We start from the raw sequence: 26,527 nt of genomic DNA on the forward strand, positions 1-26,527 counted from the left end.
ATTACAAAAAACTTCTCATCAACTCCGCAATCCTTCTACTCCCCTCATTACTAACTTTCTCAAGTTCCTCCACAACTAACTTCCTTCTTTCTACAGAATGATTTTGACTTAACTTCGCTTTTCCTTCTATTTTATTTATCTTTATTTTGAATCCAACTATTCCCCTACTTAATCCCTCCATATAATTCGGATCTACATCATTCAGTGAGTAGTTGCTCTTTGGATTTTCATATTTATGTACTAAATCTTGAAGAGAATCTATTAATTCCTGTTCATCTTCAACAAGTTCTAACTCTCCATATACATGCACCACAACATAGTTCCATGTTGGTACTGCTTTATTTGTTTCATACCATGACGGAGAGATGTAACTATGTGGCCCTTGAAAAATAGCTAACACTTGTTGATTTCCACTATCTTTCCACTGCTCATTTGGACGTGCAAAATGCCCGGATAAAGTAAGTGTTTCCCTATTTAACAATAACGGTAAATGCGTTGCGTACGGTGCTCCGTTATGTTGAGAAAATAAAGTTGCAAAACCATTTTGTTCAATAATTTCGTACTTCATCTCTTCATCTTGTATAGTGAAATATTTTGGTATGTACATAAACGCCCTCTTTTCCGATCTTTTATTTCTCATTATATTTAAGTCTCATAGTATTCAACAGGGCCAGTTTGTATTTCTTTTACAATGGCAGCCTTCTATTTCACAAAAACAGGCAGCATGTACTCCATGCCGCCTTAGTTTATTTTTTCTAATATCTTTGTAACAAATGCGGTCTTACCTTCAGTATAACTGGCTCGATTTTTCGACTCTCTTGCTAAACGTTCCTTTAAGCGCCCATATTCAATAGCAACATCGTTATGTTCACGAAGGTAATCCCGAAACGCTACATGTCTTTTCAACTCTTCACTATTCTTATCACACACATATAGATGCTGTTCCATCCAAACTGTATTTTCCTCACTCCACGGAACGAAAGCATCCTTTCTTCCAAACGCCTCTCTCCCTTTGTAACTCCATTCTTCTTGATGATAGTATCCTATCATTTCAAGATTTTTTACTACTTCAGGAAAAATTTCGTCATCTTCTATTACTATATCGATATCTAATATTGGTTTTGATGCAAGTCCTTTAACAGCTGTACTCCCAACATGTTCAATGAATAAAATAAGTTCTTTCATTACATTATTAATGAGAGTTTGTAGTTTATAAAATTCACCTTCCCATTTGACGTTATATTCTTCAATAGTAATTCTCTGTTTCACTTAGCTCTCTCCTCAAACATATGTAAAAACCATTTATAACCTTTGCATATGAGTATCTTTAAAATCCGTCTCATATTTCAATCCATACCCAACCATTCGATCCATTCCAATATGTGCTGTCCATATTAAGCCAATCATAATAACTGTGTCTACCTTAAAAAAGGCACCTATTAGAACGAATAATATGGATATAATATATGTGTGAAACAAATTATATATTTTAGCACCAACGTGATTATTAATCCCATACGCTAACATTGATAAGTCCGGCGCTAAAAAGAACACAAAAAATATAATCCAACTAAATCCATATAATGAATACGTATAAATCGTGGCTAATAAAATAACTAGTCCTTCAAAATGTAAAATACGTTTTTGCATTCTTTATCATTCCTCTACTTCAAATGAAAGCTTACTTCTTATTTCTCTATATTTACTGATAAATCCTCACCACTGAAAGTTTTCTTTGCATTTTTTGACCAAATGGTTGCTAATATCGGTCCTGCGATGTTATGCCATACTGCTGCTAATACACTTGGAAGTGCAGCAGCTGGTCCAAAATGTGCTGTCGCCAGTGCAACACCTAATCCTGAATTTTGCATTCCTACTTCAATTGAAATGGCTCTTCTAGTTCCTTCATCTAGCCCAAGTACAAACGCTGTTATATACCCGAGTAAAAGACCGAATGCATTATGGAGCATAACTGCAATAAAGATAAGAAGGCCTGAAGAAGTAATACTACTTACATTTGCTGAAACAACTGCAGAAACAATAATTATAATTGCTATAACTGATATTAAAGGAATAACTGTCATTCCTTTATTAACGGTATTAGGGAAAAACTTCTTCACTACTAGTCCTAAAATAATAGGCACAATAATGACTTGTACTATAGAAAGAAACATAGACATTGGATTTACTGGCATCCATTGCCCCGCAAGTAATAATAAAATGAGAGGTGTAGCAATTGGTGCTAATAAAGTTGATAATGAAGTCATTGCGATAGACAACGCTAAGTTCCCTTTCGCTAAATAAACCATAACATTTGATGCAGTGCCACCCGGTACTGAACCGAGTAACACTAATCCAGCTGCTAATTCCGCTGGCAGATTCATAACGTAGGCTAGTACGTATGCGACAAGTGGCATAATGATGAACTGCGCACATACACCGATAATAACTGGCAATGGTTTTGTAGCAATGATTTTGAAATCAACAGCCTTTAATGTTAATCCCATCCCAAACATTACCACTCCAAGTAAAATCGTTATGTAACTATTTAACCCGAGAAATGGCGTGGGAATGAAATATGCAATAGCTGCAATACAAATAACCCAAAATGCAAAATATTTTCCAGCTATATTACTTATCGCTTCTAGTACTTTCACCCAATCATCCCCTATCCTTTAATTGAAACACCTTATTCGGATTCAAAATATTTTGCGGATCAAGAGCTTTCTTTATTTTCTCCATTACGAATAATGCCGCCCCATGTTCTTTTTCTTGATACTTTCTTTTTCCAATTCCAACACCGTGCTCTCCTGTACAAGTTCCACCTCGTTTAAGAGCATACAATACGATACTTTCGTTTATTTCATCCGCCTTTTTCACTTCATCTTTATCGTTTGGATCAACCATTAAGAGCACGTGAAAATTCCCGTCTCCTACATGCCCAAGAATACCACCAACAAGACTAACTTTATCTAATGTCTCTTTCGCATGTTGTATTGCGCCAGCTAATTCTGAAATTGGTAAACAAACATCCGTACTCATTAGTTTTTTACCAGGATAACTATGAACGTAAGAATATGCTAAGTTATGTCTTGCATCCCATAATTTATTTCTCGCGGCTGTTTCAGTTTCAAAAGCAACTTCTTTACATTTATGATCAAAAACAATTTCTTTCGTAAACTCAATATCTTGTTTTAGCCCTGCTTCATTTCCGTGAAACTCTAAAAACAATGTTGGCTCTTCTCTATAATTTGTTTCACTGTAATGGTTTACTTGTTTTATTGATAGTTCGTCAACTAGCTCAATTCTCGCAATTGGAATACCAGCCTGCAATATATTTATAACAGCTTCTACTGCATCATTTATAGTTGGAAACGATGCTCTCGCAGCCATAACATGTTCTGGTATGCCGTATACTTTTAATGTTAGCTCTGTAAAGCATCCAAGCGTACCTTCTGACCCTACAAAGATACCATTTAAATGATAACCTGATGATGACTTCGCCGCTAAATTGCCAGTATGTATCACTTGCCCATCAGCAAGAACCACCTCTAAATCACGAACTTGATCACGCATAACACCATATTTCACTGCTGTCGTTCCGCTCGCATTCGTAGCAGCCATTCCACCTAACGTTGCATCTGCACCTGGATCTACACTAAAAAACAGACCGTACTTTTTCAATTCTTTATTGAGCTGAGAACGAGTCACTCCTGGTTGTACTTTCACAAGAAAATCTTTCTCTCTTATTTCAAGTATTTTGTTCATTAATGAAAAATCAACCGTAATCCCCTTTTCATACGGAATTATATGCCCTTCTAAACTGGAGCCTACTCCAAATGGAACGACAGCCCTCCCGTACTGACTCGCTACTTTCATTATCTCTCTAACCTCTTCGGCCGTTTTCGGAAAAACAACTACATCAGGTAAACTACTAGTATGGTAAGATTCATCTTTACTATGTAACTCTCTTACTGTCATATTAACAACTACTTGCTCTTCAGGAAGTACATCCTTTAATTCATTTACTAAACGTTCAATTGTTATTTCCATTACGTACTCTCCTTTTATATTATTTGCGCCACATTAATTATACCATTTTTATACAAAATAATCAGAATAGTAAGATTCATATAATTTCATATAAAAAAAGAACTTGCAGTATTCCCCACAAGTTCTTTTTTATAAAACTAGATTTTAGACGATTTCTTCAATAAAATCATAAACCAAACTAAAGTGAATGCCATCATAGAATGAGAGAACCCTACAATATAAGTTAACCCTTTAAAGTCCGCTCCATTTAATTGAAGAAGCCCTCTCGCTGCCAGCGAGCCTAACATTAATGTTAACGCAATATTATGTAAGATAAACCAGTTATTAAATCCTTTCACTTCATGAAACGCAAATACTTTTGCTAATCCTAAAGCAATTAAAAAGAAGAAAAAGCCAAGTACTAACGTATGCGTATGCAAAAGATTTAATAGTGTAGATCCTAAAATCCCTTTATATTTTCCATACTCCCTAGCAAATATCCCTGACAATAAACCAATGATTAAATAAGTAAACGATGCATTATATAATTTCTTCATTATGTACCTCCTTGAGTAGAATGTGTAGTGTGTCATATTTAGTAATAATGATAGTTATATAGTAAAAACTCCTAGTTTCCTAGGAGTCATTGTATAAGTATCTCACTCTTTACAGTTAATCCTAATTATAAAATATCCTTCTATACAAAACAATCGAACTTTATGTGAACAAGTAGAGCTCAATTAAAATAACTTGCACTTTTATTTTGCACAATCCATACTAATTGTTATAACTTTGAAAGGTGGTGCAATAGATTGATAGTTTTAGAAACTGAACGTCTCAATCTTCGTTGGTTTGATATAAAAGATGCTCCGTTTATTCTTGAATTAGTTAACGATCCTGCATGGATTCAGTTTATCGGTGATAAAGGGGTTAGAAACTTAGAAGATGCAACAAATTATATTTTAAACGGGCCAATCGATATGTATAACAAAATTGGCTTTGGCCTTTACTTAGTAGAACGAAAAGAAGATCTCACGCCACTTGGTATGTGTGGCCTTATTAAAAGAGATTCATTAGAAGATGTTGATATCGGCTTTGCCTTTTTAGAAAAATTCCGTTCAAAAGGATATGGCTATGAATCTGCCTCTGCGGTAATGGAATATGGAAAAAATGAACTGGGGCTTAAACGTATTGTAGCAATTACTTCTATAGATAACACTGTTTCAGGAAAGCTTTTAGAAAAAGTAGGATTACGATTCGAAAAAATAATTTCAGACTCAGGAGAAGATCTAAAATTATTTGGGTATAACGCATAATAAAAAAGGTCGCCATTCACGGCGACCCTTTTACTATTTCACTTCTACCGTATAATTCCCTGTTCCCCCGCCATACTGATATACATGTAAATAATACTTCCCTGGATACGTATAGTAATTACCTACTAATTTATTTCCTTGTTGCTGAGCATACGTAACATAATTATTTAAATCTGCTTCTGAATAAAGAACCCAGTTTACCCCAATATTATTTTCCTTCGTTACGTTAATTTGAAGGTTTTTTGCAGTTTCTACATTTATTTCAAAGTAATCACTTGTATCACCGTTTCCTAAACTAGCACGTAAAACTTGATTTAAATGCAATTTATTCGCTGTCTGGAATGAATTGTTTGGTTCTTTTTCTACACTGTTATCTTCTTTCTTTTGAACAGTTACACTCGTTGTATTCGTATTAACTGCTCCTTTATCATCTGTTACTGTTAATTTCGCTGTATACGTTCCTTCTTTTGTATATACGTGAGTTGGATTTTGTTCACTACTTACAGTACCATCGCCAAACTCCCATTTATAAGAAGTAATTTTCCCATCTTCATCTTTTGATCCCTCACTTTTAAACGAGATTGCTTCATTCACATTTCCGCTATACGGACCATTAATAACCGCAACTGGCGCTTTATTCACTGCACTTTCTTCTGTATTAATGCCGTGGAACACAACATCATATTCAAATTGCCCTGATGCATTTACACGATAATTTACAAAGTAAGCTGTTACTGTTTTATAGCCTGTCCATTCTTTTGCACTTAAACGTTTTAACGTATCATTAACATTTTGCGTAATTGTTTTCCAGTCTTCATATTCTCCTTTTGCAGCAGTTCCTGTATATGTTCCTTTTAGTGTAAATGTATTAAAGAACTGTGATTTGTTTTTCTTTACTGATACATTACTTAATTTTGCTTCCGCTGTAATTTCTGTCGCAATATCCGAAACTGGTTTCGGTGCATGAGTTGCTAAATAATCGTCTGATACTAATGGAACATTATATTTCTCCCGATTATCTACTAACATTTGCATGTAGTCTTGATACTCTTTATTTAAATTCGCATCTTTACTTAAAGCAGAGCGATATGCATCATATACTGTTACATCATTTTTCCTAATAAGATCATGAACTTTATCAAACATATCGTATCTCTTATTGTACATATACGATTGTAAAGCAAAGGAATAATTATAGAAATCCCACGTTCCATACTTTGCATTTAACGTTCGCTCTGCCGTATAACGTTCTGCTGGATTCGAAGATAGTCCTCCTATAATGCTCTTTCTTGGAACGACGTTGTCCGTTCTCGTTGCACCTGCAAAGAACTCAGCATTCCCTTCTTCAAACCAAGATAATCTCTCATTCTCATACATCTTACCTTGCCCCCAAAGTCCTGGCACTTCATATCTACCTTGTAAGTAATGCGTGAACTCATGTCGGAACAATTCTTCTAAACTATAAATACTTTCTTCTGGCGTACGTTCATAAGTAAAAAACGTACCTGTTCCTTCTATATAAAGACCGCCGTTATTCGTTTCATATCCGTACAATTGACGGTTAAATTGATATTCAGCTGGACTATTATAAATAACCATTGTTAATACATCATCTGGATTTCCTTTTTCTAAAGGTTGATCACTTTCAACCGTACGATGGAATTGTGCCTTCACTTCTTTTGCTGCCCAATATAAACGTTTCACTTTCTCTTCAGTCACTTTATCTCCGGCTTTTAAAACAATTGCCCCATCATCAAACGTATACGTTTTTGGCAAATATTTTTTCTTACCATCTTCTCGTATTTGATCTAAATCAACCACTTTACCATTTGCATCTTTCCCGCCATAATTCGTCGTAATTTGCTCAGCTGCTACGAAATATTGCTCACCTAAATATGGGTAAATTTTCATCGCATCTGTTACAACTTGCAATCCTTTCGTCCCTGTACTATGGAACATACCGAGTCTACCTGTATAATAGATCCCATTATTAATAAGCCATCCGTTTTTCGCTGTAACTGTTCCCATCAACGCAAATCTACTTAACTCATTAATATAACTATCTATTTTTTGATACCACATTGTATCTTTCGGTGCTTTATTCGTATCGTACAAATACGACTGAATATCATAATCGACACCTTGCATAATATCGTACACTGCATTACCTGCTGAACTATTATCTATAAATGTAGAAAGATTATCATTATATTGCTTGAAAATGTTCGCAGCTGATGAAATCGTTTCCTCATCACTAGAAGCGTTTCCTATTAATTTTCCATATGATGATACAACTTTATTTTGTTCTAACGTACCGAGTTTGAAATTTGAGTTTTGAGAAATCGTTTTCAATGCAGGTAAACACTTGTCATGATAGCTTCGTTCATTAAGTTTACTTAGTTCTGTATGATAAAACCCTAAATAAAACCCAGAGCGTAATACCTCTACTAACGTTTCAATCCCTTTTGAATCATCCTTCGTATAAGTTTGCCCTTGCTGCTTCAATTTATCAATAATCGCCTGCATCCTACTATCATTTTGATAGAATGCAAGGCTGTCCTTATTAAACTGAAATAGCCCCGTAATTTGCTCCCAATTAATAGTTACGAGCAAATCTACTAACTGCTGATTACTTAATTGATTCAACTCAGCAATTGTATATGTTTTCGCTACAGCTAATTGCTGACTTTCTTTTTTTACTTCTGGTGGTCTTTGCGATAAATCGGCTAATTGTAGCCTTTTCTCAAACGATTTGTTTTCTAGTACTTTGGATGAGTGTGCTAACTCTTGCATCGGCAATTGTACACCAACTGGCTCCATTTTGAGCACATTTCGATAAGAAACTTGTTCCCCCCTAGTATCCTCTGCCGATATGTTCCCTTGAAAACTACCTAACATTAAACTAGCAAAACTTACCCCTACTAACATTTTTTTGAATAGCCTTTCATAATCTCCCCTACCTTACATTTTTTAGTGTACCACTCCATTATTTAACTATTCTGTCTATTTATTATGTATTGAGAAAAAATAAGGTAACGTTCACACATGTATCTATTCAAAGCAAAATTAACACTTGACTTCCCATACGATTCGTGTCAAAAAAGGATAGATAATAGCGAAATTCCTGCTACATCTATCCTCTTTTTCAACGCTATGATTTTAACTTTATAAACGTGACTTCCGGTAATGTTTGCATATGCTGAATAAATGCATTCTTTTCTTCAGGTGATATATTTTTCAGCTTCATTCCTACCTTATAAACTACACCTGTATCTCACTGTAAAGTTTCAACTTCATATGAAAGTATTGGAATACCTTTCACTTGTAGCGTTTCTAATATTTGTTGTACCGCTTCATGCTTATTAATACAAATTTGCACTGTTATATTTTGCGGAAATAAAAATTGCACCTTAAAAATACGACTTACAATCTCTAAACCAATTAAAACGAGAATCGTAGCTCCAATCCCTACTACATACATACCCGCTCCAATCGCTAATCCAATTCCTGCTGTAGCCCATAAACCAGCCGCTGTCGTTAATCCTTTCACCGCCTGCTTTTGAATAATAATTGTACCTGCACCTAAAAACCCCACTCCACTAACAACTTGCGCTGCAATACAACTTGGATCAAGAGACATATGATCTTCAAATATAATATCTGAAAAGGCATATTTCGAAACAACCATTATTAAAGCACTCCCTACCGCTACGAGGAAATGAGTCTTTAATCCAGCTTCTTTTGATCGAATTTCCCTTTCAATACCAATTATTGCTCCTAATAAACCGGCAACACCGATTCGTATAATAAAATCAATATGTAAGCTCACGGACACTTCCCCCTTTCATTCATTATAGATAGATAAAATAAAAATTATCACAAACATCCTTTTATCGATATGAAAGCATTTCATTAAAATACACTTAATATCTCATTCTATTTATGTTAATATTTAAAATATTAACATAAATAGAAACAACCTACTTTTCATATGAATACTTTAAATTTTAAAGCGTAACTAATTTTTAATTTAAAATGGAATGTAGGTTGCATGAAATGAGATTGAGAAAGTTAGGAAGACGCTTTCATTTCGTGCCGTGATTTTTTGGAAATAATACACAAATAAAAGGAGCTTACTAACAATGAACGTCACTTTACTTACACCTACTACTGATTTACAAAAAGAATACTTAGATTTCTATAACGAATGGAAAGATAGCGGTGAAACGATGATTCCATGGGTTATTTCAAAAGACCCTTCTAACTTCCCAAATATGATTCAAGAACTGCTCGATGCACATAACGGAATAAATATTCCTGAAACTTGGGTACCAGATTCTACGTATTGGCTCGTTACAGATAATAATAGAATTTTAGGAGCTGTTAATATACGTCATAGTTTAACTGAACATCTATTTAACGCTGGAGGTCATATCGGTTATGGCATTCGCCCTTCTGAAAGAAAAAAAGGTTATGCTACGAAGCTACTCGAGTTGTCATTAGAGAAAACGAAGGAATTAAGTATTCCGAAAGCGCTTGTCGTTTGCGATGAAGTGAATACAGCTTCAGAAAAAACGATTTTACATAACGGCGGTCTCCGTGATGAAGATTTCACTGAAGAAGATGGTAATGTTGTGAGAAGGTATTGGATTGAGCTCTAAATAATCAAAAACAAGCCAGAAAGTGATTACACACTTTCTGGCTTGTTTTATACTGCTTCTATTTCAAACTGGACTGTAATACCACTTGGGTCTACTACAGTAAATCCATTTGGAGTTTCATTTATTTCGTGTTGTTTTTCTATTAATCTTTCTTTTACTTCATCTAAAGCTTCTTTATGCGGTAGTACAATCGTATACACTTTTAGTCCAGTTGCATGTGTTGGTGGGTGCGGATTATTTACCCCGTTCCACGTATTTGCACCGATATGGTGATGATAGCCTCCTGCCGAAATAAATAAGCAATCATCTTCACGCTGTTGTACTTCAAAACCTACTGTATCTACATAAAACTCATGTGACTTCTCAACATCAGCTATTCGTAAATGTACGTGCCCAACCACCGTTTCGGCTGGTAGGCCATCAAACTCATAATCAACGAGCGCTGCTAGTTCTTTTAAATCAAGTGGCGTACTTCCTCCTGGCCCTTCTCCCCACTGATCTCGCGGTCGGTCTGCATAAATCTCGATACCATTTCCTTCTAAATCTTGTAAATAAAACGCCTCACTATACGTATGATCACTTGCACTATTAAATCTTGAAATTGGCAAAATTTCATTTGAATATGTATAACGTCCTTCTTGCTCAGCCGGACTATCAATTACCTTTTTATTGCGAATAACACCGAATAGCGCTGAAGCAAAAGCCTCACGAGTCGGAACTAAAAAAGCAATATGGTATATGCCGGTCGTACGTGGTTCTTGCAATACCCCATCCTCTAACTTTTCAAGTACAAGTAACGTATTCTTACCACCTTTTCCAGCCAAGTATGCTTTATTCCCCTCTTGCTTACTTACCTCTAACCCTACTACATTCTCATAAAAAGCAATTTGACGCTCTAAATCTTTCACTTTAAATTCCACATGACCAATACGTGTTTTTGGATGAATTTGTACCATGAATAACTTCCTCTCCTAGTCCTTTATACTTTTCATAATAAATTAACATAGCCGTTACTATGAAGGATACAACTAAAAACAAACTATGTAAATAAGAAAAATCAGAATTAATAGTTTTCAAGGGTCGTTAATGACAAAAAAGCCATCTCCTCCGAAAATCAGAAAGAGATGGCTTCCATTATACAAACTATAAATCTATTATCTTATAACTATAACGCTTATTTCATTTTATGTACTTCAGCAACTAACTTTCCGCCTTGTATGCCCATATAAAGCTTAACAGGAGCATCATTAGTGTTTTCAAACACTAAGTCTAAATATGGATATGCAATTGTAGCATCTCTTCCCTGCGGGACATAACCTACTGTTTTAGAATGTGTAGTTCTCTCTACCATTTTTAAACCAGCTTGATCTGCTGCATTGTATAGAGTTGATGATGTTTGACAAACGCCACCACCATAACCATCTACTAATTTACCATCTACAATTTCTTTGCCTAATTGATATCCTTTATCTGGCGTTGTATCACCGATTAATGCATTGAAAGAGAAACGGTCTCCCTTCGCTAAAACAACCCCATTTATACTCGCCGCAGACAAACGAATATTTTCAATTCGGCCTCCTGCTGAGCCACCTAAATTCGTTTCATATCTACCAACTACAGTACCACTCCCTTGAGCATCACTTAGTGTTGCTACAGGTTTTTTCTCCACAATTGGTAACTGATAAGAAGAATCCCACATACCTACATTTAATAATTTGTCTACTAATTCTTTTTCCATTAATTCATAAGAAGGCTTTCCTTCTTGCCATGATCCATCAGGAGCTATACGCGAAGGGACCATCTTTTTGTCAACGCTTTTCCCAACTTCACCTGCAACCTTCGTTACGGATTTTTTGAATTTCGCCTCATCTTCAAAATAACCTAAACTCGACAAGTCTATTTTTTTCACTTCAGTACCAGTACGCCCATCCACTAAGCTAATTGAATCCTGTACATCAGCCTTAGCCTCTACAACATTCCCACCAAAATCACTTACTAATGCCACATCACTTACTTTTGTACCACAACCACTTACTACAGCTATGCATAGCACCCCTACTAATATACCCTTTACTTTACGTAGCAATATACTCTCTCCTTTTCCCCAACATCATTTCTTATGTATTATTTCATTTTTATGTATGTTTTGTTACAATCATTTTACAATATATTTAGAAAATGTTACAAGTTTTTTTCACTCTATTTAAATTACTCTTTTCTTTTGTAAATGTCTATACATATTTATATAAATTTTTGAGTTTGATAACATTGTAACTTTTATGTAACCTATCTCTATCCAGTATATACCATTCACTAAGTGAAATACAAATTAAAAACACTATTGTTTTACCTCTTTATTCACCTACATAAGTCTGTAACTATACTACTGATCCCTGCATTACTCATAAGTAAATACACCCTCTCGTTTCTTCATATATGGGTATTTGCCGTGTCACCTCTCCGCTTTTACACATACATTATGGTGAATTTAACCTAATTTAAAGAAATGGAGGATGTTTTTATGTACCCCTACAATCCATATGATCCATATAATCAATATGCGTACCAACAACCACAATATGACTTACAAGCACAATACCAATCCTATATAGATCAAGCAGAGCAAGCGAATCCATATGATCAAAATCGCCAATTTCAACTTCCAATCTCTTTTCCTGGTACTGGAAACCGTCAATTAGAAAGACGAGTAAATGAGCTTGAGCAAAGAGTACGTCAACTAGAAAACACAGTTGAGCGTCATACACGTAGATTAAACCGCTTAAATCAGCGTTTACGTACAGTAGAAAATAGACTAAACATTCCATTTTCAGCATTAGAAGACGGATTTTAATTTCGAAAATAACAAATATATAAGGAAGGGACTCCCCCTTCCTTATATAAATTGACGAAAGTTTTTTCCATCTCTATACTGATAAGAGTTAATGAAATGAAACAAGGTGATAAATATGGATTTTGAAATAAATTTTCTTTCCTTTTATGTAGTGCAAGTAGAAGGAAAAGGCGAAGCAGTTGATAAGCGCTATAAACATTTTCAAACATTAGACGCTGAAGAGTATGAAGATAGCTCTTTAAAAGAATTTTTGAATGGTGAATTATTAAAGATATCAAAACGAAAAGTAGAACGTCATGCAAAAACGGAACAAGCTCCAACGAAGATCGGTCGCTTTATTGTAGAAGAAGGACATGAATTAGATTCAAACCCTCATTACAACCTGTTTAATCGTATTCGTTTTGCAGAAACAAAGGAAAACTTCAAAGATATGAGCGAACCTCTCGTTTATACATACCTCGATACAAGTGCTGTACGTGGTGGTGTATTTTTAATCGCTCAAGCAAAACTACGCAAATACTTTGATGATCCATTCGTTTTCGTTATGAAATGTGACTTTGAACCGAAAGTTGCTTCTATTTCAGATGAATCAACACTGATTCGTAACGTTGAAATGGCCATCACAACCAAAAACATGAAATCTATCCAATACCCGTACATGCCTGAAGAAGGTATGGTCGAGCCTGGCGAACTAAAAATACACCAGGCATCACACGCCCGCTACTTTGAAGACTTCTTAAAATTCGTCGAGTACGAACGCTCTATGCCTGAAATTATGAAAACACAAGTAATGGACATGGTATATGATCAGATTGAAGATGTATTTGAAGAAGGTACAGAAGAACGCGAACAGTTCGACCAAGCAATGGAAGTATGGGCTGCAAGTCCGAAACGCGAAATTATGGAACAATTTTCAACAGAAGAGGTAATGGAAGCTACCGCTCAAATCGTCGAGCACGCCCCTGAAGTGGAATTAAAGCTAAAAGCAGATCATATCTCTGTGAAGGCGTTGCTGGCTGATTTCGGCGATCAAATACATATTGCGAAGGTAAATGACCGATACGTATTAATGATCGAAGCTGATACACTTACGTTTGAGAAAGGGTTCTCTCCGATTGAGTTTTTAAAACCGGATGAATTGCAAGATGTGATTGAGCGAATTGAGAATAAGCAGCAGTATTCGTATGATCCGAGTGGGATTGAATAAAACTCTTTTATAAAAAATGACTAATAAAGTGTTTAAAATAACAATTATGTGTCCGCAAGCGTGACCACGTTTGTGACCATGCATTACTAACATTTTCGGCTCTAACATTGAATAAGTGCTTCCATATAACTATTTTTTACTGAGCGCTATTAACAAGCGCTCTTTTTTTGGACTTACTTGACGTTTACATTAAAAACCGATTCTACTAAGAATCGGTTTCTCTGCTTTATAACAAAATATGCTTATTTTTTAAATTTTTTTGATCCAAGATGAAATTTGTTGCAGAATCTAATAAATTCGTTCTTTGTTGTACAAACGCATTTCCAGTCGAGATATCCTCTTCAATATTTTCTCGTATACCACGTATTAGAAATTCTTTTACTTTTTACTTGTAGGCCAAGCCCTTCTATAAACTTTTGATGGTTTTCCTTTAAGTCACTATGTATTTTGTTAAAATGAAAATTTCACTTTACTACCTCAAATTTATTGTACTCGTAAAAAGATAATTGAAAACGATATTTTGGATGCTCTCTCACCCAATCGTAGGCTTCTTCTAAAATATCCATTTTGTTTTGTGAGTCATTAAGTTCACTACATTCGTCCCTTTTCTGTTTGCACAGAGGACAGAATCCATCCACTATCTCGGCACTCATCGCATTAATAGTTCTTCTTTCTAAGTCAACTAATAGACGAAGAATAAGAGAATGTTCTGCTTCTGTAGTCACCATCATTTCAGCAATCCTATCCTCATTCCAAAAGACACCGTTTAATTCCATATTTACGTTGACATCTTTAATATCCAAGTTTATCATCATCGCATCTCCCATGTATAAAATGCTTACCTTACTCTTCAATTTTAATCTTTAATACACCACGGTTTAACGATATGTTAAGCTTTTTCCAATTCTTCTTCTTTGCTATAAGAGGAAGTGTAATTAAAGCAAAAAGTGATGTGAATATAATACCAACAACTAAAACGGTTAAAATGTTAAGGATTGCTTCCATTTAACTGTACCTTCTTTCATTTCTATGAGTTCTTATTTTATTAATACATTTTAAAATTCTTACTGCACCTTAATTTTCAAAGCAATTATAATGACTCAATTACAACAACAAGTTTATTCCCATTTAATATGAATACATTATTCACCCGTCAATACGATGACATTAAATTTATGTAGTTAGAAATGGAGAAGAATGTCATTTAACCTCTGTATTCTCCTCCATCTCAGCCAAATACCTAAGCTGCCGCTCTGCCTTTCTCACTGCAGTAGGAAAGTGTTTTTTTAGAAGTTCTACTGCAGATTCACTTATATAATATCTTTCCGTTATACTTTCCCACGTGTCACTACTTTCAAATGCACTCCATACAAAAGGACGCTCTGCACTTTTCTTCATTTCTTTAAATGCCCATTTTCGCATCTTTTTTTTCGCTTTTTCTGTTAGTTTTCCGTTCTTTACAAGTTCAAGCTCACCATGTCTCTTGTATCGCTTATTAATATCTCTCTCACTATATGCTTTAAGAAATATATTCGCTGTATTCTCAGCATCTGCGAAAGCACGATGTTGCCTACCTTCCCATGTTAAATCAAGCTGCTCCACTGCAAATTGTAAACTTGGTGTATGCTCAAATAATTCTTCATACGCTTGGAAAACAAATTTTTGCACATCAAATCTGCTCTCTTTTTCCATGCATGGGCATTCTACACCATGTAATGTACAATCGTGAGATAGAAAACGATAATCTTCTTTTCCCCATGAAATAAATATAGAATCTTCTCCGATAAACTTAATAAATTTCTCTATAATTTGAGGGAACTTCTCTACACCAATTAAATCTTTCTTTGTAATTCCAGTTAATTTTGTTGTATGACGAGTTAATGGGGCACTTGGTTTTACTAACTCTGAAAATTCTCCAATAATCTTCATTGTACTCACATCTATTTTTACAGCTCCAATATCAACTATTTCTGACGGATCTTCCGATTTATACGGTCTAAAATTCCTTTCAATATCAAACACAATGAAATGTGTAGCGTTTTTCAATTTATTTACCTCTTTCTAAATTCCTTTTCACACAAATACTTTATTTTCAGTATTTATTTATTAATGCACTTTATGCATGAAATACCTCGTGTAAAAAAAACAAAAATTCAGTCTTATTATCATATGTACATTGGAGGATATTCAATAAGAACGCAAAAAAAAAAGAAGGGCAAGCCCTTCTTTTTTTTCATAATTACTTCTTGTTTACGTTTGTAGCTTGAGGTCCACGGTTACCTTGTTCTACTTCGAAAGTAACTTCTTGACCTTCTTCTAAAGATTTGAATCCGTCGCCTTGGATAGCTGAGAAATGAACGAATACGTCTTCTCCGCCTTCAACCTCGATGAAACCGAAACCTTTTTCTGCGTTAAACCATTTTACTTTACCGTTTTGCATTTAAAAAATCCTCCTACAATGTACCTATATGTACATATTCATTTTCAACCACTTTACAATAATACTTCATATATTAAAAAACTGCAACCCCAGAGGAGATTTAACATTGCTATCCTCCTCGGAAGTTACAGCTCATTTAAATCTCTATATTATTAAAAGTAAAATGGTTTAAAGTAACTATATCATATCAATATAATAAAAGTAAAGTTTTTTTTAAGCTATACAGCTTTTTTCTTCCACTGCATCGCTTTTAATTCACCTGATCCAGCTACAACATAGCCTTCTTTTTCATTAACAATACGCCAACCATGCCCTTTAACCGAATCACATACTGTAACAATTCCTTCTTCAAGAAGCACACGGCAAACATTGCTAATCCCCGCCTTATTTTGCGTTGACGTTGTATATAACACATGTTGATCTACACTTAAATCTAAATAGCTACTAGCTTTTTGTTCACTTTGACATGTATGCCAACATATTTTTTCATTCTCAATACTCTCATCTATTTTACAAAAAGAAATATTCCCGCTAATTCCCCTGCACGATCCACTTGCCGCTACTAAATAGGAATTATGTATAGTCAACGCAGAAATCATCTGGTTCATCGCTATTTTAATCCTTTTTAATTTACGTGTCTCTAAATCAAAAAGCCAAACACCACCATATTTAGTATGTATTTTCGTACCGATAAATAAGTAATGTTTATATAAAAATAATGATCGAATAGATGGTGCCTCGCTACCGTAATTAAGAAATGGCTGAATAGTCTCCCATGTGGAACCAAAATTATTAGAATGATACAGTGTTTTATCTCCATGAGCAATTACTGTTCCATTTTCATTACTACATACATTCCAGCTCGTTGCTTTCGTTGGAAAGCGCTGGATCGTCCACGTTTCTCCACCATTCATACTACGAATAAAAACTCCTTCGTCTCCTACTCCGTAAACTACGTTATCTTCACTATGTAAATCTCGAATTCGTTTTTGGAATCCAGTTAAAATCTGTTTCCATTCTCCATCTTTTTCAATGAATAAACCATTATATGTAGTAGCTAACAAAAGCTTTCCATCTCTTAACTTTGTAATAGCAGTTGCACTTAACATTGTTTCCACGTTGACACTCCCATTCTTAGAACTTCTCGGCAAAAGCAATTGCAAAATCACTGCATTTTTCAACGTCTTCTTTATCTTCTGGAGCTAATTCAATTTTCAATCCTTCTTGTACAAGTTCTGCCCCGCATTTTACAAGACGTTCTTCAAATATCGTTACTGCTTCACAAAACAGTTCATACGCCGTATCACCTGATCCAAAAACAGCCACTTTTTTACCCGTTAAATCTATATTTTCTAACTCATCATGGAAATCTTCCGCTTCAAATGGTAATTCACCATCACCCCACGTATAAGATCCTAAAATGATTCCATCATAAGCTAATAATTCTTCAGCATCCATACCTTCCATCTCTTGTAATACTACTTCATGATCAAAGGCATCTAAACTTACTTTAATTAAATCAGCAATACTCTCTGTATTGCCTGACATACTTGCATACGCTATTAAAATTTTCGCCACTTTGGTATCCCCCTCTTACAATAAATGATTCTCATTCTCATTATATTAATAATGAGAATCAGTTTCAATTATATTTTTTGCTATTTTATTTAATTCCATAAAAAAAAAAGAACAGATGACTATACAATCATCCGTTCTTCTTTATTACTTTTTAAAAATACCAAATGGTTTTCCAACTGGTAATACAACTTTTCCGAAGTGTGTATTTAACACGGCTGCTGCTGAACCATAGAAAGATAATAATGAAATACATAGTTCAGAATACGCTGCTAAATTATGCATTGCGTGCGGCATAACACCTAAAGTACTTAATGAAAGACCGATAAATAAGAAATCAATAAGGACAAAAATCATAAATAATACTTTATGTGTTTCCATTGCACCAATTGTCATAAAGATCGTGAAAATCAAGTATCCGATAAAGGCTACACCCAGCTGTTTTGAATCTGCAGTTTGGGCTAATTTTTCGCCAAATACTCCAAGTTGAATTAACCAAGTCATTCCAACACCTAACCAAAATAGGCCGTACGCACCAAATGCTGTTGTACCGAACGTATTGTTGTGCTTTGCATCGTGGATGCATGCAAAGATTTGTGCAAATCCTCCTAAAAAGATTGCCCATGGTAATACAAGTGAAACGCCATCTGTTAAGCCTAACTTTTGAGACGATGCTACAAGTGTTACCATCGCTAATCCAAATAGACCGATTCCAGATGGATCTGCTGTTGTCATTTTCACATGATGTGTAGTAGTTTGATTGCTCATATAAACCTCCTGATTATAAACATACTCGAATACAATACTTAAATCAGAAGGCTATGTCAATGGTTTTTTTTGTATGTTGTCAGACCTTATATTCCATAATAATCGAATATACATTTGGCCACATCATAAGGTTTTACATTTAAGTTTGGTAACTCATTTATCGGCGTCCATATTGGAATATAACTCCCTCTATCTTTCAGCTCGAACTCCTCGCCTTTACCACTTCCGAAAACTCCACCTATAATATGGGCATTATAATAATACTCCGTACCTTTATACTCCACCTTTGCTATCAGATGCTCCACTTGTATATGTACCCCTAATTCTTCATAAACCTCTCGCTTCGTTGCTTCTTCAGGTGTTTCTCCTTCTTCAATTCCCCCGCCTGGGAAAACAAAATACATCTCACCTTCTCGAATACGTTTTATAAGAGCGATTTTACCGTCCTGTACAATAATAGCTGCACCGCGATTTCTTCTCACTTTATTACCTCAACACCAATCGCAACTGTTCCCCATTCTTTTTCTTGTTCTTTCGTATATATTTCGTATGTGTTTTCTAACATTTCTTCTATACTAAGTTCTTCACGATCAAATAATTTCTTATCAATATGTTCATACATTTTTTTAAAGCTCTCATATCGCCTGATTTCTGTTACCTTTACAGCAATTATTTCTTCCGTAACAAGATTAGTAAATACAATCTCATCACCTTGTTTTATTTGTTGACGCTTTTTATCATACAATCTAACTTCAAATACTTTTTTGCCCGAATTAATAGATTGAAACGGTTCATTATATAGTCCCATTTGATGTCTCATATTTTTCACTCCCTTCCATTAGTTTAACATGAAGCAGTTATTGTAAGATTCGCTTCATTCAAAAAGAACTTGTACATTTTTAGCTCATGCAGAAATATTCATCTTCCTTCCGCCGATAAAAGGCACACAATCACCTCATTTCATTTACGTAAAAAGTGCTCTATACTATACAATATAGACAAACTATACAATGTACGTCATCCAACAAAATTCCGCACATACGAGAGGAGTTTATAAAACTATGCGCTACGTTATCGTAACAGGAACTTCACAAGGTTTAGGTGAGGCAATCGCCGCACAATTGTTAGAAGAAAATACGAGCATCATCTCTATTTCTAGGAGAGAGAATACAGAACTTACAAAACTCGCAGAGCAAAAAAATAGCAATTGTATTTTTCATTCCGTAGATCTTCAAGATGTACATAATTTAGAAACTCACTTTAACGAAATTTTTTCATCTATTGAAGAAGATACTGTTTCATCTATTCATTTAATTAATAATGCGGGCACGGTTGCTCCAATGAAATCCATTGAAAAAGCAGAAAGTGAACTATTGATTACGAACGTTCAAATTAATTTAATCGCACCAATGATCCTTACTTCCACTTTCATGAAACATACGAAAAACTGGAAAGTAGATAAACGCGTTATAAATATTTCATCTGGCGCAGGAAAAAATCCTTACTTTGGTTGGGGAGCTTACTGTACGACAAAAGCCGGTGTAAATATGTTTACACAGTGCGTAGCTACTGAAGAAGCAGAAAAAGAATATCCTATAAAAATCGTTGCTTTTGCACCAGGTGTTGTTGATACAAATATGCAAGCGCAAATTCGGGAAACAAATAAAGAAGACTTTACAAACTTAGACCGCTTCATCACATTAAAAGAAGAAGGAAAGCTACTGTCACCTGAATATGTGGCGAAAGCTATTCGTAACTTACTAGAAACTGAGGAATTTCCGCAAGGTGAGGTCATTCGAATTGATGAATAATAGGAGCTGTATTTTATAAATATATATACTCTTAAATAAGCATTGACTTTGAAATCCCGTATAACTACTAAGCAATACGGGATTCTTCATTTCACTATGTTCAGCTACTTCTCTTATCTATCCATTTTCAAATGATACGCTCCCTGAAGTGTCGACTGTAAATTTTTTGCTCTTTTTGAGATAAAAGTAGTCCAAAATCTTTCTCCAATTTCAGCGAGTTGATTCGGTGTATAAACATTATTTTCAAACTCACCCCAGCACCCATCTTTTGTTAGCTTATCCCAGAAAATATAGTCTGCAAATTTTCTATTTTCTTTCGGAACAGCTGAACCCATAGACTCAAGCTTCACTAAATCTGGGCATAACCACATTGCTGTACATACAGATAATAATCCTCCATGCACCTCATTCAAGTGTTCCAATCCGGCTTCTATCAGTGATTCTTCCCATGCCATATTGCGATGTGTAGTAATTAGCAAAATATCTTGATGTTTATAATTCATATATTTAACAAATACCGCTTCCCAATATGCACCACCATGACCATTACATAGTACAAATTTCTTAAAACCTTGCCTTGTTAGATTAACTACTATCTCCTCTAACATTGCAGTTAAAATATTAGGGCTTACAGTTATTGTTCCTTTACAGTTCGCATGTTCTTCTGATGTATTAAACGGTATAGTTGGTAAAACGTACGCATTTAATACTTTTCCAAATGATTCTGCACACTTCTCTGCTATCAATGTGTCTAAGTGCATCGGTAAATATGGACCAAATTGTTCTGTTGCACCAACCGAAATTATAGCTGTATCCGTTCCGCTCTCTACTAATTCCCTTGTACTATTTTTATAACTTGAAATTGTAGATGCATACCTCCATAAATCCTTATTTGCATATGTATTATTCAAAAATCAACATACTCTCCTCATTCAACCTAACTACCGAGGTTAGTTAATTAAGAAAAACAGCAACACTTTTTATGTTAACCTCCATCACCAGACAAAAAAACTAATATTCTGATAATAATACGAATTATCTCTTTATTACTTATTCGATTAGATAAAAAAGATAGTAGGGATAATCAATCCTTACTATCTTTTTTATTCATATATTCAATTAAAAATAAATCATTTTATTCTATTCCTCTAAAAATATAAGTACCGACTCCATAATCTTCTCATAACCAATTTCTTGATATATTTTATTCGATGTCGGATTTGCTAGATCGGTATATAATGTCGTTGTTTTGTAACCTTCATCTAACATACGTTGACTAAGTGCGGCTACACAAATAGATGCATATCCTTTTTTTCGTTCTTCTTTCGGCGTATAAACGAAATTGACTGTTATATTATTTGTAGTCGGTCTCGTTTTTGCAGCTACAGAGACTAGTTTTCCGCCCACCTCCAGACCAAATAGACGGTTAGTAGTTATTAGTGTATATGCAGTTTGTTTTGCTTCTTCTTTCGTAGTAGGAAGCTTCACATCTTCACAAAATTGATATATCCACTGTTCTATTAATGGCAGCTCATCACTATTTACTGCACGAAAAATTCCATCTCCGCTCCACTTCTTCTTTACTCGTTTTAATTCATATACACCTTGTTCCATTCCAAGTGTAGTTTTTTTCCGTTCTAATATCGCAATTTCTTCAGCTAACTTCTGTATGACTTTCTTATTACCAATGAAACCAGGAATATCTGGATATACTTTTGTTAACTCCTTTGCAAGTTCCGCTATATCCTCTTCCGCAATTTCAGACGTAGCAACAATCATTTGTTTCTCCACAGTTTGAAGAAATACAACCGTAACTTCTTCTCCTTGTTTCGCTACTGCCATAAATATCGGTTCTTGAACAACTTGTAATACACCTAATAGCAAATTATTTTCCTGCTCGTTCTTTTCTAAAAATGGTGTAACATCTTCTTTAAAGCGAAGAATTTCTTCATATACATGCAATTGAATCATCGACAATCTCTTCCCTCGATTTATATTTTAATTAAGTATTGGCGATTAATTCATTAAATCCTTCTTTTACGATTCAATAATATTTGAAACTAATGTGTTCAAATCATTTTCAGCATGCAAAACTCTCTTCTTTTCCTTCTCAAATAGCTCTTCTTCTTTTCGAAACGATTCTTTACGTTTATTAATCATACGCTCCATCTCTTTTTTACTCGGTCCACCATATACATTTCTTTTTTGAATAAAAGCTTCTGGTGATATAATTTCTTTCCACTCTTCTTCTAATAAATTTACTTTCAAATTTTCTTGTAAGTATACATTTATGTCTTTAAAATTTAATTCATGTAACTCCTTTTTCTGCTCCAATGACATATTCGCAATTGCACTTGCTGCATGATGTGCATGCCGAAATGGTATTTCATAGTTTTTTGTTAAAATATCTGCGAAATCTGTAATCGTAATCGCATGTTTGTAAGAACGACTTTTTAACGTTTCCTTTTCTACTTTCATCGTTCGAATAACTGCGTTCATAATACAAAAAACACGAATCGCCTTTTCAATTCCTTTATATAAATACGGCTGCAAGTCATCCTCCGTATCGACAATATCGCCAAATGGTGTATTATGAATCATTTGAAATACAGTAAATGCTTCCCCTAAAGCACTACTCGTAATAGCACGGGCATGTTCTATTGAAACAGGATTTCGTTTTTGTGGCATAATACTACTTATTTGCACATATGGCTTCGCTACAGTAATCCCATCATATTCTTTCGTCGCTAATAGTAAAAAATCATGAATCCACCTACTCGTGTTCGTCATAATAATCATTAGTAACGAGCTAACTTCTAATAAATAATCCGCTCCAGCAACAGCATCATATGAGTTCTCAATTACATTTGTAAATCCAAGCAACTGTGCCACTCGCTCTCGCTTGATCGGGAAGCTTGTTGTAGAAAGGGCAGCTGCCCCCATTGGAGAATGGTTTACAAGATGATACGCTTTTTTCATTCTTTCTAAATCTCGTTGCATCGTATCGTAAATTGCCAAAACATAATGACCAAATGTTGTCGGCTGCGCCGGTTGTGTATGTGTATACGCGGGCATAATTGTTTCCATATGTTCACCGGCAAGCTCCAGCATACTTTCTTGCAGCAATAAATGATGTTCCATTAACCGCAATACAAATTGTCGTAAACTCATGCGATACATCGTTACACCCATATCATTTCTACTTCTACCGATATGCATATTACTTACAAATTCACACTTTGCTTCTTGAGAAAGTAAATGTTCAACTAAGAAAAAAAGATCTTCATGTTGCTCTGTATATAGCAACTGCTCCTTTGGAATTGCCCCTATCTTTTTAAGTGCTGTTAATATAACTTTCGCTTCTTCTCTTTTCATTAACTTTTCTTCAGTTAACATAATAATATGTGCCCTATGCACTTGAAACATATCTTTCAATAAATAATTACGCTGAAAATTAAATACGTGCTGTAATACACAATCCACATATGTTTTCCCAGGGAAATCAGCGCCTTCACTCTTTATAAACTCTTCTTTACTCTGTTTCATCACCTTTTCCCCTCTCACCTAAGTATTACTACCCATCATACCCAGGGATGGCAAAAAAGTGCTTGTACGTAAAAATAAACTCGACGCTCATAGCACCGAGTTTATTTAATAAAAGTCGCATCATACTTATCACTTTGCAATACTTGGAAATGTAAATTTGCTAAATGTTTACGTATTTCAGCACTGTCATCTTCATTTAAATTATTTGCTAAAAATACAATTTCTGTACAGTTCCCGCGTTTATCCATTGCATAAACCGCTTTTGTAACTGTCCATGGTGTATAACCATTCTTTTGCCCCGCGTGTCTGAATGTTTTACGATATTTCTTGGCACTCATATCCGTTTCAACGATATCCGCCCACACTTTTTCTTCTGCTTCTGTCAAGCCACCTTTATGATTTGCCTTTTGAAGCAATACCATATAATCGTTTGCAGAAGCAGCCGGCAATCTATCCGACCAAATTTTGTCGTAACGTTCCTCCAAATAAAGAGGAATTTCCTTCTGTAATAATGGGCCCTTCTTTTTTAAGCGTTCATGAATAATCATCGCATATTGACGATATTGCTCTTGAGACATTTCTTTTAACTTTTTCTCTATTTTATATTTTGGAACATGTAGTTCTTTATGCAAATATCCCGGAATGTATAAAGATGAAACGATCGGAAATAGCGGTTGATGTGCAGGAAGCGATAAACTTTGTAAATTACGATTAATGTTATCTAATCCTAACACCTCCATTAAGTACTCAGTATTCGCATTTGAACTGAACTTAACCATACCTTTTGCAACTTCCTCTAAAGAGACTGCTCCTTCAGTTATTTTTTCTTTTTTTTGCAAATAACTTTGCCATCTGTCTTGTGCACCACCATCTGTATTCGGCACATAATAACGATTCACATCATTAATTGAAACGAAACTAGACGGGTCAATTTTTCCTTCTGTAACTTGTTTCGTATATTCAAGCGCCACTATTAACTTCATCGTACTAGCAACTGGCACTACAACATCTGGGTTTACAGAATACACAACTTTATCATTTCTCTTTACTAAAAGCGCGCTATTTTTTTCATCTTTATGTTCTTCAATAAAAGATGCTATATACTGCGCATCATCATTATTTGAACTCCAAACTTTTTTCACTAAAAAATTACCCGATATTAGCAAAACGAAAATACCCACACTCACTGCGCATACTATAGTTTTTTTCAAGTAAAATTCCTCTCCTATTGTGTAACTCTTCTCTCTTTATCTCTTAAAAACAAAATAATGGAGATGATTATTTAAATAATCATCTCCATTATTTTAACTTGTATGTTCCTATTATGTCTACGTCATAATTTTCACGAAATCTTCAAGAAACTTTTTATAATGTAATGACCAACCAATTCTCACCCAATTTTTCAATGCTTTCGCATCAGGTTGCGGGCGAAAATCAGCGATACTTTCTCCTTTTGCAACTCCAACCGTATCGACATCAACACGGCGATACACGTAATCTAAAAGACCTGGATTTGCCGCTACCATCATCGTTACTACATCGTGTACTGGGCTCCCTTTTATTTTCGGATTTAATTTTTTATACGCTTTATAATAATACGTAAAAATCGGTTCAATTAATTTATTAAAACTCGTTTTAGAATGTTTTGTAATATATTTCACCATCTCTGGTGTAATAATAGCCTCAGACGTAACGTTAAGTGGCACTAATGTCACATTCTTGGCATTTTGCATAACTAATTGTGACGCAATGGGATCGCCATGAAAATTCGCCTCTGCGACTGGTGTCACATTACCTGGCATTAAGAAAGCACCGCCCATTATATAGTATTCTTTCACATACTTCATCATCGGCTTTTCTAAAATAAAAGCTGTCGCTAGTGTCGTTGACCTTCCTGCATCAACAATAATCAATTCTCCTTTATACTTCTCAAGAATATCGAAAAATGCACAAAAAGGTTTTATATTTGGTGAAAAAGCTTTTGGAGGCTTAATAGGTCCTAAGCCATCTGTGCCATGAATCTCCGGATAAAACGTCACAAAATCCCCAGACAAAGGAATTTTCGCACCATTAATAACAGGTATATCTTCCCGTCCTGCCATTTGCAATAAATACGCCGCATTACTCGTTGCTTTTTCTTGCGTTACATTCCCGTACCCTGTTACAACACCGACAATATCAATATCAGGATGCATGATTCCATACATAATGGCTAAAGAGTCATCAATTCCTGGGTCTCCCAAAAATAATACTTTTTTCATCGACCTCAACTCCATCCCCTCAATTGTTATTAATTTATGAATAGCCAAAGGTATACAGA

General features: G+C 34.9%; 28 protein-coding genes and 1 pseudogene. 5 read left to right on the top strand and 24 right to left on the bottom strand.

Features of this window, described 5'->3' with window-relative positions; genetic code table 11:
- Position 1: 1 nt before the first annotated feature.
- The 6 genes from BWGOE10_RS17460 to BWGOE10_RS17485 form a co-directional block, all read right to left on the bottom strand.
- Positions 2-607 carry an FMN-binding negative transcriptional regulator gene (locus tag BWGOE10_RS17460; protein WP_070144312.1) on the bottom strand — a complete coding sequence of 202 codons (606 nt, stop codon included), beginning with the start codon at positions 605-607 and terminating at the stop codon, positions 2-4.
- Between the two features lie 134 nt (positions 608-741).
- Positions 742-1,269 carry a GrpB family protein gene (locus BWGOE10_RS17465; RefSeq protein WP_070144313.1) on the bottom strand — a complete coding sequence of 176 codons (528 nt, stop codon included), beginning with the start codon at positions 1,267-1,269 and terminating at the stop codon, positions 742-744.
- A 33-nt stretch (positions 1,270-1,302) separates the two neighbouring features.
- Complete coding sequence (locus tag BWGOE10_RS17470) at positions 1,303-1,650, bottom strand: DUF4260 domain-containing protein (protein ID WP_070144314.1); 348 nt, start codon at positions 1,648-1,650, stop codon at positions 1,303-1,305.
- A 38-nt stretch (positions 1,651-1,688) separates the two neighbouring features.
- A complete protein-coding gene (locus tag BWGOE10_RS17475) occupies positions 1,689-2,657 on the bottom strand; it encodes a bile acid:sodium symporter family protein (RefSeq protein ID WP_070144315.1) in 969 nt (322 codons plus the stop codon).
- Between the two features lie 4 nt (positions 2,658-2,661).
- Positions 2,662-4,053 carry an FAD-binding oxidoreductase gene (locus BWGOE10_RS17480; RefSeq protein WP_070144316.1) on the bottom strand — a complete coding sequence of 464 codons (1,392 nt, stop codon included), beginning with the start codon at positions 4,051-4,053 and terminating at the stop codon, positions 2,662-2,664.
- Between the two features lie 137 nt (positions 4,054-4,190).
- Positions 4,191-4,589, bottom strand: coding sequence for a DUF2871 family protein (locus tag BWGOE10_RS17485; protein WP_002033617.1), 399 nt, complete (start codon positions 4,587-4,589; stop codon positions 4,191-4,193).
- A gap of 255 nt (positions 4,590-4,844) precedes the next feature.
- On the opposite strand from BWGOE10_RS17485, the gene BWGOE10_RS17490 reads away from it, so the two are divergent.
- Positions 4,845-5,348, top strand: a complete 504-nt coding sequence (locus BWGOE10_RS17490; RefSeq protein ID WP_070144317.1) for a GNAT family N-acetyltransferase — start codon at positions 4,845-4,847, stop codon at positions 5,346-5,348.
- A 33-nt stretch (positions 5,349-5,381) separates the two neighbouring features.
- Here the strand turns inward: BWGOE10_RS17490 and colA are convergent, their stop codons facing one another.
- Both colA and BWGOE10_RS17500 read right to left on the bottom strand, forming a co-directional pair.
- Positions 5,382-8,276, bottom strand: a complete 2,895-nt coding sequence (gene colA / locus BWGOE10_RS17495) for a collagenase ColA (RefSeq protein WP_070144318.1) — start codon at positions 8,274-8,276, stop codon at positions 5,382-5,384.
- A 223-nt stretch (positions 8,277-8,499) separates the two neighbouring features.
- Positions 8,500-9,177 (bottom strand): annotated as a pseudogene (locus BWGOE10_RS17500) (MgtC/SapB family protein).
- Between the two features lie 313 nt (positions 9,178-9,490).
- On the opposite strand from BWGOE10_RS17500, the gene BWGOE10_RS17505 reads away from it, so the two are divergent.
- Positions 9,491-10,009, top strand: coding sequence for a GNAT family N-acetyltransferase (locus BWGOE10_RS17505; RefSeq protein ID WP_070144319.1), 519 nt, complete (start codon positions 9,491-9,493; stop codon positions 10,007-10,009).
- Positions 10,010-10,056: 47 nt separating this feature from the next.
- On the opposite strand, the gene BWGOE10_RS17510 is transcribed toward BWGOE10_RS17505, so the two are convergent.
- Both BWGOE10_RS17510 and BWGOE10_RS17515 read right to left on the bottom strand, forming a co-directional pair.
- The gene (locus BWGOE10_RS17510; protein ID WP_070144320.1) at positions 10,057-10,965 is read right to left on the bottom strand and encodes a VOC family protein; all 909 of its coding nucleotides are present in this window, start codon (positions 10,963-10,965) and stop codon (positions 10,057-10,059) included.
- A gap of 218 nt (positions 10,966-11,183) precedes the next feature.
- Entirely contained in the window at positions 11,184-12,095 is a 912-nt protein-coding gene (locus tag BWGOE10_RS17515; protein ID WP_070144321.1) for a VanW family protein, read from the bottom strand.
- Positions 12,096-12,530: 435 nt separating this feature from the next.
- Between BWGOE10_RS17515 and BWGOE10_RS17520 the strand changes: the two genes are divergently transcribed.
- A complete protein-coding gene (locus BWGOE10_RS17520; RefSeq protein ID WP_070144322.1) occupies positions 12,531-12,860 on the top strand; it encodes a hypothetical protein in 330 nt (109 codons plus the stop codon).
- 115 nt (positions 12,861-12,975) lie between these two features.
- Positions 12,976-14,067, top strand: coding sequence for a DUF3900 domain-containing protein (locus BWGOE10_RS17525; RefSeq protein WP_070144323.1), 1,092 nt, complete (start codon positions 12,976-12,978; stop codon positions 14,065-14,067).
- A gap of 464 nt (positions 14,068-14,531) precedes the next feature.
- Here the strand turns inward: BWGOE10_RS17525 and BWGOE10_RS17530 are convergent, their stop codons facing one another.
- From BWGOE10_RS17530 to BWGOE10_RS17565, 9 genes are all read right to left on the bottom strand, one after another.
- Positions 14,532-14,879, bottom strand: a complete 348-nt coding sequence (locus BWGOE10_RS17530) for a hypothetical protein (RefSeq protein ID WP_070144324.1) — start codon at positions 14,877-14,879, stop codon at positions 14,532-14,534.
- Positions 14,880-14,910: 31 nt separating this feature from the next.
- The gene (locus BWGOE10_RS32940; RefSeq protein ID WP_098786585.1) at positions 14,911-15,072 is read right to left on the bottom strand and encodes a hypothetical protein; all 162 of its coding nucleotides are present in this window, start codon (positions 15,070-15,072) and stop codon (positions 14,911-14,913) included.
- 195 nt (positions 15,073-15,267) lie between these two features.
- On the bottom strand, positions 15,268-16,113 hold the full coding sequence (locus tag BWGOE10_RS17535) for an exonuclease (RefSeq protein ID WP_070144325.1): 846 nt from the start codon (positions 16,111-16,113) through the stop codon (positions 15,268-15,270).
- A 193-nt stretch (positions 16,114-16,306) separates the two neighbouring features.
- The gene (cspB, locus tag BWGOE10_RS17540; protein WP_001179147.1) at positions 16,307-16,507 is read right to left on the bottom strand and encodes a cold shock-like protein CspB; all 201 of its coding nucleotides are present in this window, start codon (positions 16,505-16,507) and stop codon (positions 16,307-16,309) included.
- Positions 16,508-16,725: 218 nt separating this feature from the next.
- Positions 16,726-17,625 (bottom strand): WD40/YVTN/BNR-like repeat-containing protein, encoded by a 900-nt coding sequence (locus BWGOE10_RS17545; protein ID WP_070144326.1) that lies wholly within the window; start codon positions 17,623-17,625, stop codon positions 16,726-16,728.
- 16 nt (positions 17,626-17,641) lie between these two features.
- Positions 17,642-18,085, bottom strand: a complete 444-nt coding sequence (locus BWGOE10_RS17550; protein WP_001062757.1) for a flavodoxin — start codon at positions 18,083-18,085, stop codon at positions 17,642-17,644.
- Positions 18,086-18,229: 144 nt separating this feature from the next.
- Positions 18,230-18,850 carry an acetate uptake transporter gene (locus BWGOE10_RS17555; protein WP_000070943.1) on the bottom strand — a complete coding sequence of 207 codons (621 nt, stop codon included), beginning with the start codon at positions 18,848-18,850 and terminating at the stop codon, positions 18,230-18,232.
- A gap of 86 nt (positions 18,851-18,936) precedes the next feature.
- Entirely contained in the window at positions 18,937-19,332 is a 396-nt protein-coding gene (locus BWGOE10_RS17560) for an NUDIX hydrolase (protein WP_070144327.1), read from the bottom strand.
- On the bottom strand, positions 19,329-19,670 hold the full coding sequence (locus BWGOE10_RS17565) for an ASCH domain-containing protein (RefSeq protein WP_070144328.1): 342 nt from the start codon (positions 19,668-19,670) through the stop codon (positions 19,329-19,331). Before BWGOE10_RS17565 ends, BWGOE10_RS17560 begins: the two co-directional genes overlap by 4 nt.
- 241 nt (positions 19,671-19,911) lie before the next feature.
- Between BWGOE10_RS17565 and BWGOE10_RS17570 the strand changes: the two genes are divergently transcribed.
- Positions 19,912-20,661, top strand: a complete 750-nt coding sequence (locus tag BWGOE10_RS17570) for a (S)-benzoin forming benzil reductase (RefSeq protein WP_070144329.1) — start codon at positions 19,912-19,914, stop codon at positions 20,659-20,661.
- 113 nt (positions 20,662-20,774) lie between these two features.
- Here the strand turns inward: BWGOE10_RS17570 and BWGOE10_RS17575 are convergent, their stop codons facing one another.
- The 5 genes from BWGOE10_RS17575 to BWGOE10_RS17595 form a co-directional block, all read right to left on the bottom strand.
- Positions 20,775-21,572 (bottom strand): creatininase family protein, encoded by a 798-nt coding sequence (locus tag BWGOE10_RS17575; RefSeq protein ID WP_236735990.1) that lies wholly within the window; start codon positions 21,570-21,572, stop codon positions 20,775-20,777.
- Between the two features lie 229 nt (positions 21,573-21,801).
- Positions 21,802-22,638, bottom strand: coding sequence for a GNAT family N-acetyltransferase (locus tag BWGOE10_RS17580; protein ID WP_070144330.1), 837 nt, complete (start codon positions 22,636-22,638; stop codon positions 21,802-21,804).
- A 60-nt stretch (positions 22,639-22,698) separates the two neighbouring features.
- The gene (gene argH, locus BWGOE10_RS17585; protein ID WP_070144331.1) at positions 22,699-24,207 is read right to left on the bottom strand and encodes an argininosuccinate lyase; all 1,509 of its coding nucleotides are present in this window, start codon (positions 24,205-24,207) and stop codon (positions 22,699-22,701) included.
- Positions 24,208-24,308: 101 nt separating this feature from the next.
- Positions 24,309-25,418, bottom strand: coding sequence for a serine hydrolase (locus BWGOE10_RS17590; protein WP_070144332.1), 1,110 nt, complete (start codon positions 25,416-25,418; stop codon positions 24,309-24,311).
- A 117-nt stretch (positions 25,419-25,535) separates the two neighbouring features.
- Positions 25,536-26,468, bottom strand: coding sequence for a nucleoside hydrolase (locus BWGOE10_RS17595; protein WP_070144333.1), 933 nt, complete (start codon positions 26,466-26,468; stop codon positions 25,536-25,538).
- Between the last annotated feature and the right edge of the window lie 59 nt (positions 26,469-26,527).

The sequence above is a fragment of the Bacillus mycoides genome (assembly GCF_001757995.1).
In the GTDB taxonomy this organism is placed as follows: Bacteria; Bacillota; Bacilli; order Bacillales; family Bacillaceae_G; genus Bacillus_A; species Bacillus_A mycoides_B.

Coding starts and splice junctions, on each gene's coding strand:
- BWGOE10_RS17460 (WP_070144312.1), bottom strand. CDS start 607: ATGTACATACCAAAATATTTCACTATACAAGATGAAGAGATGAAGTAC.
- BWGOE10_RS17470 (WP_070144314.1), bottom strand. CDS start 1,650: ATGCAAAAACGTATTTTACATTTTGAAGGACTAGTTATTTTATTAGCC.
- BWGOE10_RS17480 (WP_070144316.1), bottom strand. CDS start 4,053: ATGGAAATAACAATTGAACGTTTAGTAAATGAATTAAAGGATGTACTT.
- BWGOE10_RS17485 (WP_002033617.1), bottom strand. CDS start 4,589: ATGAAGAAATTATATAATGCATCGTTTACTTATTTAATCATTGGTTTA.
- colA (WP_070144318.1), bottom strand. CDS start 8,276: ATGTTAGTAGGGGTAAGTTTTGCTAGTTTAATGTTAGGTAGTTTTCAA.
- BWGOE10_RS17505 (WP_070144319.1), top strand. CDS start 9,491: ATGAACGTCACTTTACTTACACCTACTACTGATTTACAAAAAGAATAC.
- BWGOE10_RS17510 (WP_070144320.1), bottom strand. CDS start 10,965: ATGGTACAAATTCATCCAAAAACACGTATTGGTCATGTGGAATTTAAA.
- BWGOE10_RS17520 (WP_070144322.1), top strand. CDS start 12,531: ATGTACCCCTACAATCCATATGATCCATATAATCAATATGCGTACCAA.
- BWGOE10_RS17525 (WP_070144323.1), top strand. CDS start 12,976: ATGGATTTTGAAATAAATTTTCTTTCCTTTTATGTAGTGCAAGTAGAA.
- BWGOE10_RS17530 (WP_070144324.1), bottom strand. CDS start 14,879: ATGATAAACTTGGATATTAAAGATGTCAACGTAAATATGGAATTAAAC.
- BWGOE10_RS32940 (WP_098786585.1), bottom strand. CDS start 15,072: ATGGAAGCAATCCTTAACATTTTAACCGTTTTAGTTGTTGGTATTATA.
- cspB (WP_001179147.1), bottom strand. CDS start 16,507: ATGCAAAACGGTAAAGTAAAATGGTTTAACGCAGAAAAAGGTTTCGGT.
- BWGOE10_RS17555 (WP_000070943.1), bottom strand. CDS start 18,850: ATGAGCAATCAAACTACTACACATCATGTGAAAATGACAACAGCAGAT.
- BWGOE10_RS17565 (WP_070144328.1), bottom strand. CDS start 19,670: ATGAGACATCAAATGGGACTATATAATGAACCGTTTCAATCTATTAAT.
- BWGOE10_RS17570 (WP_070144329.1), top strand. CDS start 19,912: ATGCGCTACGTTATCGTAACAGGAACTTCACAAGGTTTAGGTGAGGCA.
- argH (WP_070144331.1), bottom strand. CDS start 24,207: ATGAAACAGAGTAAAGAAGAGTTTATAAAGAGTGAAGGCGCTGATTTC.
- BWGOE10_RS17595 (WP_070144333.1), bottom strand. CDS start 26,468: ATGAAAAAAGTATTATTTTTGGGAGACCCAGGAATTGATGACTCTTTA.